Source organism: Curtobacterium sp. ME12, from assembly GCF_903970855.1.
In the GTDB taxonomy this organism is placed as follows: Bacteria; Actinomycetota; Actinomycetes; order Actinomycetales; family Microbacteriaceae; genus Curtobacterium; species Curtobacterium poinsettiae_A.
In genome coordinates, this window is the sequence record NZ_CAJCKD010000057.1 from 1 (window position 1) to 13,812 (window position 13,812).

The window sequence follows — 13,812 nt, forward strand, 5'->3', positions numbered from 1 at the left end:
CCTGGCCGTCACCCTGCTCGTCGGTCACCCGGTCGTCCACGCGCGGACCTCGGAGAGTCCCACGTTGCCCGTGCTGTCCGAGACGCCCGTCACCGTGAAGCGCACCCAGGTGACGTCACGCGGGGTGAAGTCGACCGTCAGGGCGTCGCCGCCGTTCGGCAGGGTGCCGACCGCGACCTGGCTGCCGTCCGAGAACGTCAGGGTGCCGCTGGTGACCTGGTCGGCGCTGTTCGGGCGGTCGTGGAGCACGATCCGGCCGAGCCGCTGCGAGGCGGCCCAGTCGAGCTGGATCCAGACCCCGGTCCGGCCCCACGGCGCGACCCACTCGGCCGTCGGGTTGTCGGGGTAGCCCGACACCACACCGTCCACCGCCTTGGCGACGGTCTGCCCGGTGGACTGGTCGTCCCACGCGGCGGTCGGGGTGGCCGAACCGGTGACGTCCGACAGCGTCGGGGTCGGCGTCGGGGTCGGCGTCGGCGTCGGCGTCGGCGTGGGCGTCGGCGTCGGCGTGGGCGTCGGGGTCGGCGTGGGGGTGGGCGTCGGTGTCGGTGTCGGTGTCGGCGTCGTGTCCGCTGGCCGGAAGGCCCGGATCTCGGCGAGGCCGACGTTCCGGGTCGTGCCGCTGACCGAACCGACCGTGAACCGCACCCAGCTGACCTGCCGGGCGCTGAACGTGACGCGTTGCACGGCGCCGCCGTTGTCGAGCGACGGGACCGCGACGCTCGAACCGTCGGAGAACGTCAGCGTGCCGCCGGTGACCTGGTCGTCGCCGTTCGGACGGTCGGCGAGGTCGATCTCGTGCAGGGTCGTGCCGGCTGCCCAGCCCAGCTGGATCCAGGTGCCGACGCCGCCCCACGGAGCTGCCCACTCGGCGGTCGGGGCGTCGGGGTACCCGCTCACCACTCCGTCGACGGCCTTGACGGCCGTCTGGCCGTCCGCCGGGTTCTCGGCGCTCGCGGTGACGGTCGCACCGGCGGTGACGTCGGTGCCCTGCGCGGGCAGCGGTTCGGTCGGGTCGGTGGGGTCGGTCGGGGGCTCGGCCGACGAGCCGACGGCGTACTGCCGGCTCAGCCAGGAGCCCTCCGGGCGCGATGCGCAGGCGGACGTGGAACCGCAGGTCTCACCGTCGTACGCGGCGTAGGCGAAGAACGCGGCCGCCTTCGCGGCGGCCTGCGCGGCGCTGAGGTTCGCGGGGCGGTTCGCGATCGGGTACCCGAGGTACCCGGTGAAGGTGTGGGCCGCGGTGTACGTCGCCTGGGCCTCGTCGGCGAGGTACGCGACGGTGTGGTGGTCGCTGTGGTCGCCGTCGCCGTACGTGCCGCCGTGGTCGAGGGTGTGGATCTCGGTGGGCGCGTACCCGGTGACGAGCCCGGCGAAGGTCGCGCGCAGGGACGTCAGCGAGTACGATGTCGGCTGCGATGCCCCGCCCACGGTGTGCATCGTCGGGATGTGGCCCTCGTAGAGCTTCTCGAGGCTCTCGTCGTCGGTGGCCGCGAAGCCCGACCCGTCGATGTTCCCGTCCGGCAGCTCGAGGAACACGAGGCTGAGCTCGGGATGCGTCGCCAGTGTCTCCGTGCGCAGGGTCTTCCCGGCCACGACGACCTGACCGGTGGTCCAGTCCACGTCGACGCCGGCGATCTCGGCGTACGAGGCCATCAGGCCGTCCTCACGGGCCTGCCAGTACCAGGCGGGCTTACCGGCGTCGCCCGCCGTCACGACGACGGAGCGGACGCACTTGCCCGCGTCGACGTCGGCGCGCAGTTCGGTGCCCGAGAAGAGCAGGTCGTCGTCGGCGTGCGCCACCATCGTGAGCACCCGGCCGGCGCTGCAGTCCGCACCGGCGGCGGCCCCCGACGCCGACGACTGTCCGGTCGTGGTGTCGGCGAGCGCCGCTCCACCGGTCGCGGTGAGCGTCGGGACGACGAACGCCACGAGGCCGAGCACCGCCGCGGCGGACGCGGCGCCGATGCGCCGCGTCCGCCGGGAGGTCCGGACCGTGTCGTGCTCAGTTCGTGGCATGTGCCAGCCCTTCCCGGGTCAGTTCGTAGACGGCGGTGGTGCCGGAGCCGAAGACGCGCTTCCAGTAGGGCGAGTCGGCCATCGCGGCCGCGAGTTCCTGGTAGTCGGCGTCGGTCTGGTAGCCGTAGCGCTCGTCGTAGGCGCCGAACGGCTCGGCGACCAGGGCGTAGTACTTCGTCGCCGGCCAGTCGAGGACGAACTGGCGGGTCATCGTGGACACGTCGGCTTCGGCGTCGTAGCCCTGCGGCTCCGGGTACGCCCCGAGGACCTCGCGGGACAGTGCCCCGACGTCGAAGTAGCGGGCGCCGGTGTTGCTCGGGACGGCGTTGGCCGACCCGGTGAGCAGCATCATCGAACCCTTCGGCGCGGTGGAGTCGTAGAACTGCGTCGCCGCCGACTGGCTGCGCGTCGGGACGCGGTTCCAGTCCAGGGCGGTCTGGCCGAAGGCGCCGACCCCGACCATCGCGGCCACCGCAGCTGCGGCGACGACGACCTGGACGGCCGTGGGTCGCATCGTGCGGGTGAGGAGGCGACCGACGGGAGCCAACCGGCCGCTGGGCATCGGGAGCCCCGCAGCCAGGATCGCGATCCACGGTGTGGCGAACAGCACGACGCGGAAGATGCCCTCCTGGCCGTAGTTCGTCGCGACGAGCAGCGAGATCGGGCTCGCGGCCGTGGCAAGCAGCCCCCAGTGCACGCGGTCCCGGCGCATCAGCACCGTGATCAGGGCGACGAGGCCGAGCACCACGAGCGCCGCTGCGGGGATGTCGAACGCGAGCCGGGTGACGAGCGGCTTCGGCAGGACGGTCATGTCGTGCGACGGCGGCTGCACGTTGTCGAGCACCTTGCCGACGGCCCCGAGGGACAGGAACTTCCCGAGGATGTCGTCGTTCAGCAGGGCGAAGCCGACGGCCGGCACGAGCACCACGATCGGGAGCCACCAGGGTCGGAGCAGCCGGAACACGATGAGCGTCACGAGTGCGGCGACCGTCAGGTACGGCGAGATCTGGTGGGTGACGACCAGTACGATGCCGATCACGGTGATGGCGATGATCCGGGACAGGCCCACGCGGCGTGCCCGCAGCACGGTCGAGCGGACGCCGTCCGCATCGGTCGCGGCGGTGCGTCGCAGCGGGCCGACGGCCAGCACGAGGATCACCAGGGACATCAGGATGCCCACCGACTGCGGCGAGAAGTACGTCGTGTTGAGCGAGCCGGTCATCGCGGTCAGGAACGCCGCGATCCAGGGGCGGCGGTTGCCCGGCAGCCAGTTGGCGGCGAGGACCCCCACGGCGATCGTCGTGCTGAAGGCCAGCAGGACGGGGACCCACGCGGCGATGGTCATCGCGTTGTCGATCCCGCCGACGTCCGCGGCCCAGGCGCCGCCGGCGAACAGCCCGGACCACGTCTGGAAGATGTCGGCGGCCGGGTTCGTCGAGCCCCAGCGTCGGATGTACTCGAGCACGCCGATGTGGCGGGCGGCCGCCATGACGGTGGGCATGCCGTAGGTGATGGCCTGCGCGAGCTGGACCGCCCCACCGAGCACGACGACCGGGATCGCGAGTCCGCGGCCGCGCACCAGGGCGACGACGGCAGCGGCGACGACGATCGCCAGTCCGACGACCAGGCCGGGGCCGAGCGAGCCGAACAGCCCGTCCGGTACCGGGTCGCCGATGTGTGTGAGCGCGGCGATGACGATGATGAGCAGCCCGACGACCGAGCCGGCCGTGACGGTGTGGGTGGTGGTCCAGCGGCCGGCGGTTGCCCCCTCGGCAACCGGCGCAAGGCGCGCCCGCTGCAGTTCGGCGACGTCCCGCGGCACGGCGACGGCGAGGGCGACCGCGGTGAGCACGACGACACCGACGAACGGTGCGGTGGGGTTCCAGAGCTGGAAGGTCGCCATCGTGTAGCCGATGGCGATCGTCCCGACGAGCGACGCCGTGACCGCGAAGACGCTGAACCGGGCCAACGGCATCGGGCGGACGAGCAGCAGCGGGGCGACGCCGAGCAGCGCGAACAGGTACACGCCGATCGCACTCCCCCGCAGGACCGGGAGTCCGGCGAGCGCCGCGACCCCGGCGACGAGGAGCGTCAGGACGACGATCGCCGCTGCGGTGAGCCGCGCGACCGGGCTCATGGCGTCCACCGCGGCCGGGCGGGCCGGACCGGCCGAGGCCAGGCCGTGCCGGAGCTCGTGACGGCCGCGGGCGTTCCGGTCGATGGTGCCGCCGCCACGCAGCCGTTCGGTGAGTGCGAGGAACGGCGCCGCCAGGACCGAGCGACGTTCGACCCCGCGCAGTCGCCGCCGGGTGGCGGCGAACTCGGTGTCGACCGCGTCCGGGACGCGGTCCTCACCGGTGCCGGGCTGGTCGCCGGCGATGTCCGTCACACGGTCGCCCTGCTCGAGGCCGAGTCGTGCGAAGGCGCTGAGCGCCTCGGGCGCTGCGTCCACCGATGCGGTGAGCGACTCGCGGTCGATGGCGTTCTTGGTCATCCAGGCTCCGAGTCCGTGGCCGTGCGCGGCAGCGGCGGCGCGGAGCGACGCGACGTCGTCCGCCGATCGCTGCCACGCGATGGCGGCCGGTTCGACGGCGATCGCGGATCCGGCGAACAACAGTCGTGTGAAGAGGTCGAGGTCGTCGCCGGCGCCGACGCGGGTCCCCGGTCCGAAGGCGGTGTCGAAGCCGCCGATCCGGAGCGCGGTCGCACGGTGCACGGCCAGGTTCGCACCGGTGCCGTAGGCAGCGGCGGCGAAGGGGTGGTGCGGGGGTGCGTCGTCGGTGTCGTCGAGGCGGAACACCCGACGGCGGACGGTCCGGCCGGCCGCGGTGCGGTCGTCGTGCCAGCGCTGCGCGGGGGTGCGCAGCTCGGCGCTCGGGACGAGTCCGGTGACGCAGGCGACGTCGGGGTCGGTCGCGAAGGCGCGGGCGATCGCGGCGATCCAGGCGCCGTCCACGATGGCGCCCTCGTCCACGAACGCGACGACGTCGCCGGTCGCCACGAGCAGACCGGCGTTCCGCGCGGCGGCGAGCCCGCCGTCGGGCGCGGGGATGGTGGTGACGCGACGTCCGCCGATGTCGACCGTCGCCACGCCGCCGTCGTCGGCGCCGTGCGAGACGACGACGACGTCGAAGTCGGGGTGCCCGTTCGCGAGCACCGACCGCATGGTCGTGCCGGCCGCACCGTCCGTGCAGAGCACCACGGTGACGGACGGCAGCACCAGACCTGCTGCCGGCCGACGCTCGGGTGCCGGCATGGGCCGGATCGCGCGCTGCAGCGCACGCACATCGATGGTGCCGCCGATGCGGCGGCGTTCGGTGATCTCGGCCTCGACGAAGCCGAGCGGCTCGCCGTGGTCGCGGACGAGCAGGCGTGCTCGCCCGTACCCGGCAGATCCCTGCAGGGCGATGACGTCCCGGTGGCTCGACACGTGCACGTCGGCACGGTCCACCTCGCCGACCCAGAGCGCGCCGTCCCAGGTGGGGACGAGCGGCCCGGTCACGACCGGCGAGAGGACCATCGCCAGGGTCGCGCGGGTCACGGTGTGCCCACCGGCTGCGGGAGCGGGGCGGGCGCGGGCGGCGTCCGCACGACGACGGTGCCGAGGACCCGGCCGACGGCGTAGCCCGCGACCGTCGAGACGACGGAGAGCGCGATGGCGTACGCCCGCAGGCCTCCGCCACGACCGACGTGACGCAGTTCGCGCAGCACGGCGCCCGGGATCACCCGGGTCAGGTAGGTCGACTCGCTCGCGAGCGAGTCGCCGGTGCCGACCCGACGGCTCAGCACGGCCTTCGAGATGCCCTCGTAGTAGCTGCGGCGGCGCAGGTAGCGCATCGTCACACGGTCCGGGGAGACCCGGTGCGAGACGTTCGAACGCGGTTCGTACCGGATCCGCGCACCGGGACGGGCCTGGGCGATGCGGATGCAGAGTTCGGTCTCCTCGCAGCCGAGCGGCTGGTTGCCGACGCGGCCGATGCCGGAGCGGAAACCGCCGGCGAGCAGGATCGCGTCGCGGCGGAACGCCATGCTCGACCCGATGACGTTGCGGACGTCGCCGGGGGTCTCCGGCAGGCCCCGGTACGAGCAGCCGACAATCCAGAGGAGCTCGTCCGCGTAGGGGCCGGCACCGGTGGCGGTGGGCCAGGACGGGGTGGCCCGACCGCCGACGCCGACGACGTCGGGGTCCTCGAGTGCGGTGAGCATGTGCCCGAGCCAGTCGGGGTCCGCGGTGGCGTCGTCGTCCAGGAACGCGACGACGTCGGCGTCGGTCAGGGCGACACCGGTGTTCCGGGCTCCGGAGAGTCCGCGGTCCTCGGTGTTCGGGACGACCCGGAGTTCCGGCCAGCGCGCGGCGGCGCGAGCCAGGAGTTCTGGCTCGTGGTCGATGACGACGACGACCTCGGGGCCCTCGGGCTGGCGCTTGGCCGACTCGACGCTGTCCTGCAGGTCACCCCAGCGCTGCTGGGTGTAGGCGCAGATGACGACCGCGACGGTCGTCACGCGACTTCCTCCTCGAGGCTGGCGACAGCGGCGACGGGTGCGCCGGCCGGGGCGTGCCCGGCCGCGTGGACCGTCGCGTGCGCTGCAGCCGGGGCTGCGTGCGGCGCCGCGGCGTGCGGCGCGGCGGCCAGCTGCTCGGCCGGCGGCACGACGCTCATCGCGGCACGGCGGACTTCTGAGCGGCCGATCGCGGCGCGGCGACGCTCGTGCATGATCGACTTCAGCACACGGATGCCGTCGGTCACGGCGTTGAGGTTGCTGGAGCCGTGCACGCGGAGCTTCTCGTGGCTCGGCACCTCGGTGATCGCGAGCTCGGCGGCCGACCAGCGGCAGGTGAGCACGGTCTCGATCTCGAACCCGTCGCCCCACAGCATCGAGCCGTCGGCCGGCTTCGGCAGCTCGGAGGACAGCAGGCCGATCGCCGGCAGGACGTCCGCCCAGAAGGCGTTGTAGCCGTAGCAGAGGTCGCTGTAGCGGGTGCCGAGGATGATGTTGCAGAGCATGTTCAGACCGCGGTTGCCGAGGTTGCGGACGATCGTGATGTCGTCGCTCCCGCCGCCGAGCGAGTAGCGGGTGCCCTTCGCGACGTCGGCGCCCTCGACGAGTGCCTGCACGAAGCGCGGGATCTCGTCGGGGTCGGCGGAGCAGTCGGCGTCGAACATGACGACGACGTCGCCGGTGACGGCCTCGAACCCGCAGGCAAGGGCGTTGCCCTTGCCCTTGCGGGTCTGGTGGACGACGCGGATGTCGGGCATCACGCGCTGGGCGGCTGCGATGGTGTCGTCGACGGAGTTGCCGTCGACCAGGATCACCTCGTACACCGGCGGGAGCTTCGGCAGGATGATCTCGAGGTTGCGGGCCTCGTTCCGCGCCGGGATGACGACGGAGACCCTCGGGTCTGCAGGGCGAACGGTACGTGCGGGCATGGGCGCGGTCCTGTCGGGTCAGGGTTGCTGTCGGGTTGTGGCTCGTGTGACGAGCGGCGCGTCCTCGGATGACGCATCGACGACGGTGACCGTCGTCGGTCGAGCAGCGGGACGCGGGTACGACGCCGCCGGCTTCGCAGGTGAGTGGGTACTCTCCCCCGCGTGTCCAACCATCGTCGCGGGGTGACAGGCGGTCAATGCGCGGTGTGGTCCATTGCGGACACTCGGCCGTGGATACGGAAACCCGCAACACCGCGCGGCCACGTGCCGTGGACGCACCGACGGACGGACGGGCGCGCCGCGCAGAGCGGCAACGCGAAGCGTTGCGCGGGGCGCGCCGACCGAGCCTGCGAGGGAGGTGTGCCAGCTGGCACCGGGCCTCCCGTCCGTCGACCGTCTCAGATCCGGGCCGCGCCCTCCGTCGCGAACGCCGCACGCAGCGCCGTCGCGAGGTCGGCCACGTGCGGTTCCCGCAGCAACGAGCTGTGCTCGGCGGCGATTCGCACGGTCTCGGTCCGGCCGCGCAGCAGCGCGGACCAGCCGGCGGCGTCCGGGTTCGCGTCGGCGAGCACGTACGTCGCCCGCCCGTGGAACGGCGTCGGGTGGTGCCGCCGGGTGACGAGCTCGGCCTGGTCGAAGAAGGCGTCGAAGTCCTTCTGGCCGCCGTGCCGCAGCACACCGGCGCTGTAGGCGCGCATCCGCTTCGCGACGTGGTCGCCCCACGACATGCCCGTGGGCATGACCCGCCGGACGGCCCCGGCGAGGCGCTCGCCGGCGGCGCGGACTGCGGGGTTCCGGTGCTCGCGCGGCTCGAGCCGGCCGAATTGCTGTCGGACCCCCTCAGCGCCCGTCCGCGGCAGGTAGGTGTCCAGCAGCGCGACGTGCTCGACCTGCTCGCCGCTCTCGGTGAGCAGTCGGGCGATCTCGAGCGCGATCAGCCCACCGAGCGAGTGGCCGACCAGCAGGTACGGTCCGCGTGGCTGCACGATGCGCATCAGGGCGACGTACCGGCGGCCGCTGGCCTGGATGCTCCAGTCCGGCATCCCCCGACGCTCGAGGCCGTGCTGCTGGAACGCGTACACGTCGTGCTCGGGCAGGTAGCGGGACAACGGCAGGAACGTCAGCGCGAGCGCTCCGCCGCCGGCGAAGCAGAACACGGGGGGACGGCCGGATTCGCGCGCGCCGGACACCTTGACCACGTCGGGGTGGCTCGGCAGCGCCGTCGTGCCGCTGCGCACCCGTCGGGCGAACGCCCGGAGCGTGGGGTGCTGCAGCACGTCCGAGGACCGCAGGTCGACGCCGAGCCGGTCCTGCACGACGGCGAGCATCTCCTCGGCCGAGAGCGAGTCGCCCCCGAGCGCGGAGAAGTCCTCGTCCAGGTGCACACCGCGCAGGCCGAGCACCTCAGCCCAGATCTGCCCCACGACGAGCTCCCACTGGTCGTACTCGCCCTCGGCCATCTCGGTCTCGACGCTCGGTGCCCCGGGGAGTTCGGCGCGGTCGACCTTGCCCCGCTCGTTCCGCGGCAGTTCGGTCATCGGCACGATCGACGCCGGCACCATGTACTCGGGCAGCCGCGCACGGAGCGCCCGTCGGAGCGCGCCCGGTGCCGGGGTGCGGTGCCCCGGGCGACCGACCACGTAGGCGACGAGCCGGGTGACGGAACCGGGGTCGACCTGCGCCGTCACGACCGCGTCGTGCACCTCGGGGACCGCGCGGAGCGCCGCCTCGACCTCACTCGGCTCGACCAGGTAGCCGCGGACCTTCACGGCGTCGTCGGATCGGCCGAGCAGCACGAGCCGGCCGTCGGGGTCGATGCGTGCCAGGTCGCCCTGCCGCCAGCTCGGGGTCCCGACGGGGATCCCGGCACCGGCTTCGGCCTCACCGGTGCGTCCGGCCCGTTCGGCGGTCTTCTCCGGCGCGCCCCAGTAGCCCGCGGTCAGGGCGTCGGAGACCACGACGAGCTCGCCGGTCTCCCCCGGGTCGGCAGGGCTGCCGTCCTCACGGAGCACGAGCACCGTCTTGCCGGGCAACGGCCACCCGGCGGGCACGACGCCCTCAGGCACCGGCTCCCCCGGGGCCACCGGGCAGTACGCGACGCAGGCGGTCTCGCTGGAGCCGAAGGCGTTCAGGAGCAGCGTGTCCGGGTCCAGGTGGGGTCGGGCCGCGGCGAGGTCCGCGCCGGTGACGGACTCGCCCGTGGTCATCAGGAAGCGCAGGCCGCCGAGCACCGGTGCGGTCCCGGCGGCCGTTCCGTGCGACCCGGGCGCGTTCTGCGACCCGATGATCGAGCGCAGCAGGTGCGGGGTGCAGACGAGCACGTTCACGTCGTCGTCCCGGAACCGCCCGAGCAGCCGCTCGACACCGAGTTCACGCGGTTCGAGCAGCACGATGGTGCCGCCGCAGAGCAAGGTGTCGAACGAGAACAGGAGCCCGGCCGCGAACGACAGCGGCAGGACGACACCGAGCCGATCGCCCGGGCCCAGGCCGAGTGCGGCCGCGTCCTGCTCCGCGTTGGCGATCTGCTGCCGGTGCGTCAGGACCACGCCCTTCGGCATGCCGGTCGAGCCGGAGGTGAAGACGATGGCGAAGGGGTCCCGCCCACCGGGCTGCGCCCGGGCGGTGTCCAACGACGGAGCCGCGCCGGGTTCGCTCGCGTCCAGCAGCTCGCCGAGTGCGTGCACCCGGCCGTCCCGTTCAGCGACGACGTCGGCGGCCAGCACCGCACGCTCGGCGTCGGCCAGGATCTCGTCGACGCCGGCGAGGCGGGCCACGTGCACCAGGCGTGCGGCGGGCAGGTGGTCGTCGAGCACCACCACGGTCCGTCCGGCACGCACCAGCGCCAAGATGCCGATCACGGCCTCGGTCGACTGTCCCGCCATCAGCCCGACCGGCTTCGAGGCCCCGCCCGGGGCGTCGCCGACGCCGGCGCCGCTGTGGTCGTCGGGTCGGAGCGTCACGGCCAGGGCTGCAGCCAGCGCGCGCGAGGCCCGGTCCGCTTCGGCGTAGGTGTACGGACGGCCGTCCCCCGCGAGTGCAGCGGCGTCGCCCCGGAGTGCCACCACGCGGTCCCAGCGGTCCAGCACGGAGTGGTCGGCCGCCGCGGGCACGGCTGCGGGGTGGTTCCAGGGATCGACGGTCGTCAGCGGGTCGACGGAGGTCACGATGACACCTCGGGTGCTCAGCAGCGGACCGCCACGACTCCCGCGACGGTCTTCAGACCGTAGGACCGCGCTCTCCCCGCCCGCGAGCAGGCGACGGCCCGGTGCGGGGAACCGCAACCCGGCCGGGAGGCGCGGCCTGCGCCCGCCACGGACGGTACGCCTCCGGAACGACCGGACCACCGCCGTGGGCGCCTCCCGCGCGTCAGCTCGACCGGCTCGGGGATCGTGCGGTTCCGCGCAACCTCCCGATCAGCCGTGGTGTGACCGTGGATCGACCCTGCATCCCCGATGGGGATGCTCGGAACAAGCGACGTTCGGAACGAGCACGGCCCGGAACGAGAACGGCCCGGAACGAGAACAGCCCGGAACGAGAACAGCCCCCGGGTTGTCCCGGGGGCTGTTCGTCGAGTGCTGGGGTACCTGGACTCGAACCAAGAACGACGGTACCAGAAACCGCTGTGTTGCCAATTACACCATACCCCAAAAGGCCTGTCGGCCTTCTGGCCCGGTCACCCGGGGCACGATCAACTACTGTACAGCATCCCGGAGGTCTGCGAGACCACCCACCAGGTCTCGGTGCACGGCGGCGGCCGTCACGGCTCCGTGTCCGGCGGCGACGATGAGCTGCTCCGGCCCGGGAGGCGTGACGTCTCCCACCGCGTAGAGCCCAGGGACGGACGTCCGGCCCACCCGGTCGACCACGAGGAGTCCTTGCGTGTCGCGCTGGAGCCCCTCGAGCGGTTCGGGCGTGTCGGCGGCCGCGTCAGCGCTGGCGCTCGCGCGCAGCCAGTCGAGGTCCGCGTGCCACACGGGACGCACGAACCCACCCGTCCGGGGCTCGACGTGGCCGTCGGCGAGCCTGACGCCGGTCATCCCGGAGCGATCGCCCTCGAGGCCCTCCACGACCCGCTCGTCCACGACGACCCCAGCGGCCGACAGCCGAGCGCGACCCGGGGCATCGAGGGGCGCCACCCCGTTCGTGTAGACGATCAGGTCGTCGGTCCACGCCGCGATGAGCAGTGCGCGGTCGACGAGGTCGTCGGTCTCGCAGATGAACGCGAGCGGCTGTCCGGCCTTGTCGTACGCATCGCACTCGACGCAGCTGTGCACAGCCGTGCCGTAGAACGCACGGAGCATCGGCAGCGAGGGGAACTCCTCACGCAGCCCCGTCGCCACGACCACCGTCCGGGCGAGGGCCTCGAGCTCGGTGCCGCGCCACGAGCCGTGCACCCGCCAGGTGTCCGTGTCGGCGTCCGGGGCCACCAGATCGACGACGGACTGGACGACCGTCGCTTCCGGGTACCCCTCGACCTCGGTCCGCCCGAGCTTCCGGAGTTCGAGCGGCGAGATCCCGTCCCGCGTCAGGAACCCGTGCGACCGCAGCGTCGCGGCGTTCCGGGGACGGTTCGCGTCGACGAGCAGCACGGTGCGCTTCGCCCGGACCAGGTTGAGCGCAGCGCTCAGCCCGGCCGGACCGGCGCCGATGACCGCGACGTCGTGCACGACCGGGTCGGCGTGCTCCGTGCTGCCCATGGCAGGTCAGCGCGCCGCGAGGGCGCGGAGCCGGGTCAGGGTGGACTCCTTGCCCAGGATCTCCATCGACTCGAACAGCGGCGGACTGATCCGGCGTCCGGACACCGCCACGCGCAGCGGGCCGAAGGCGACGCGGGGCTTCAGGCCGAGCTCGTCGATGAGGGCTGCGCGGAGCGCACCCTCGATGGCCTCGGTGGTCCAGTCCTGGACACCCTCGAGCGCGGCGGTGCTCGCCGTCAGGACCGTTGCCGTGTCGCCCTTGAGCGAGGCCAGCGCGTCGTCCTCGACCACCAGGTCGGCGTCGGAGGTGAACAGGAAGCCGAGCATCGCCGGTGCCTCGCCGAGCAGCTGCATTCGCTCCTGCACGAGCGGAGCCGCCTTGGTCAGGACCTCGAGCTGCTCCTGGGTCGCCGGGTCGCTGATGAACTCCGACAAGTACGGCAGCAGACGCGATCGGAAGTCCTCCGGCGCCAGCAGACGGATGTGGTCCCCGTTGATCGCCTCGGCCTTCTTGTGGTCGAAGCGGGCCGGGTTCGGGTTCACGTCGGTGACGTCGAACGCCGCGACCATCTCGTCGATCGAGAACACGTCGCGGTCGGCGCCGATCGACCATCCCAGCAGCGCCAGGTAGTTGACGAGTCCCTCCGGGATCATGCCGGCGGCACGGTGGTGGAACAGGTTCGACTCGGGGTCACGCTTCGAGAGCTTCTTGTTACCCTCCCCCATCACGTACGGCAGGTGCCCGAACACGGGGATGGAGGGCGCGAGGCCGATCTCGTACAGCGCCTCGTACAGCGCGATCTGGCGCGGGGTCGACGACAGCAGGTCCTCACCCCGGAGCACGTGGGTGATGCCCATCAGGGCATCGTCCACCGGGTTCGTGAACGTGTAGAGCGGCTTGCCGTTCGGGCGGACCACCACGAAGTCGGGGAACGTGCCCTGCTTGAAGGTGATCTCGCCGCGCACCAGGTCGTCGAAGCTCAGGTCGCGGTCGGGGACGCGCAGACGGAGCGCCGGCTCCCGGCCCTCGTCCCGGAACGCCTGGCGCTCAGCGTCGGACAGGTCGCGCTCGTGGTTGTCGTAGCCCTGCTTCGGGTCACGACCCGCGGCCTTGTTGCGGGCCTCCATCTCGTCCGGCGTGACGAAGGACTCGTAGATGTGGCCCGACTCCTTGAGCTTCGCGATCACGTCGTCGTAGATCGCGGTGCGCTCGGACTGCCGGTACGGTCCGTGCTCACCACCGGCGTCCACGCCCTCGTCCCAGTCGAGCCGCAGCCAGCGGAGTGCATCGAGGATCTGCGCGTACGACTCCTCGCTGTCGCGGGCGGCGTCGGTGTCCTCGATGCGGAACACGAGCTTGCCGCCGGTGTGCCGGGCGTAGGCCCAGTTGAAGAGCGCGGTGCGGATGAGCCCCACGTGCGGGGTCCCCGTCGGGCTCGGGCAGAAGCGGACGCGGATGTCGGAGCCGGAGGCAGTGGTGAATGGCGCAGTCATGACCCGACAACCCTACCGCGGAGCCTGTCCCTCCAACCTGCCCTGTGGACGGGCCGTAGAACGCAGAAAACCCCTGACCAGTACTGGTCAGGGGTTCCCTGGTTCTTCACGTTAAGTCCGGCGGCGTCCTACTCTCCCACAAGGTCCCCCTTGCAGTACCATCGGCGCTGAGA

7 protein-coding genes and 1 tRNA gene are annotated in these 13,812 nt (G+C 72.6%); all 8 read right to left on the bottom strand.

Going from position 1 to position 13,812, the window contains the following annotated elements; translation table 11 throughout:
* Window positions 1-24 precede the first annotated feature (24 nt).
* Complete coding sequence (locus H7A73_RS17395; protein ID WP_182067152.1) at window positions 25-2,019, bottom strand: PIG-L family deacetylase; 1,995 nt, start codon at window positions 2,017-2,019, stop codon at window positions 25-27.
* A complete protein-coding gene (locus H7A73_RS17400) occupies window positions 2,006-5,560 on the bottom strand; it encodes a glycosyltransferase family 2 protein (protein ID WP_182067154.1) in 3,555 nt (1,184 codons plus the stop codon). The genes H7A73_RS17395 and H7A73_RS17400 overlap by 14 nt, the downstream gene beginning before the upstream one ends.
* Complete coding sequence (locus H7A73_RS17405) at window positions 5,557-6,522, bottom strand: glycosyltransferase family 2 protein (protein WP_182067156.1); 966 nt, start codon at window positions 6,520-6,522, stop codon at window positions 5,557-5,559. The genes H7A73_RS17400 and H7A73_RS17405 overlap by 4 nt, the downstream gene beginning before the upstream one ends.
* Window positions 6,519-7,448 (bottom strand): glycosyltransferase family 2 protein, encoded by a 930-nt coding sequence (locus H7A73_RS17410; RefSeq protein ID WP_182067157.1) that lies wholly within the window; start codon window positions 7,446-7,448, stop codon window positions 6,519-6,521. The genes H7A73_RS17405 and H7A73_RS17410 overlap by 4 nt, the downstream gene beginning before the upstream one ends.
* Window positions 7,449-7,846: 398 nt before the next feature.
* Window positions 7,847-10,612: an AMP-binding protein gene (locus H7A73_RS17415; RefSeq protein ID WP_182067158.1), complete on the bottom strand. Its 2,766-nt coding sequence runs from the start codon at window positions 10,610-10,612 to the stop codon at window positions 7,847-7,849.
* Window positions 10,613-11,023: 411 nt separating this feature from the next.
* Window positions 11,024-11,095 (bottom strand) — tRNA-Gln (locus tag H7A73_RS17420).
* A 45-nt stretch (window positions 11,096-11,140) separates the two neighbouring features.
* Window positions 11,141-12,145, bottom strand: coding sequence for an NAD(P)/FAD-dependent oxidoreductase (locus tag H7A73_RS17425; protein WP_182067159.1), 1,005 nt, complete (start codon window positions 12,143-12,145; stop codon window positions 11,141-11,143).
* Window positions 12,146-12,151: 6 nt separating this feature from the next.
* Window positions 12,152-13,639 carry a glutamate--tRNA ligase gene (gltX, locus tag H7A73_RS17430; RefSeq protein WP_182067160.1) on the bottom strand — a complete coding sequence of 496 codons (1,488 nt, stop codon included), beginning with the start codon at window positions 13,637-13,639 and terminating at the stop codon, window positions 12,152-12,154.
* Window positions 13,640-13,812 lie beyond the last annotated feature (173 nt).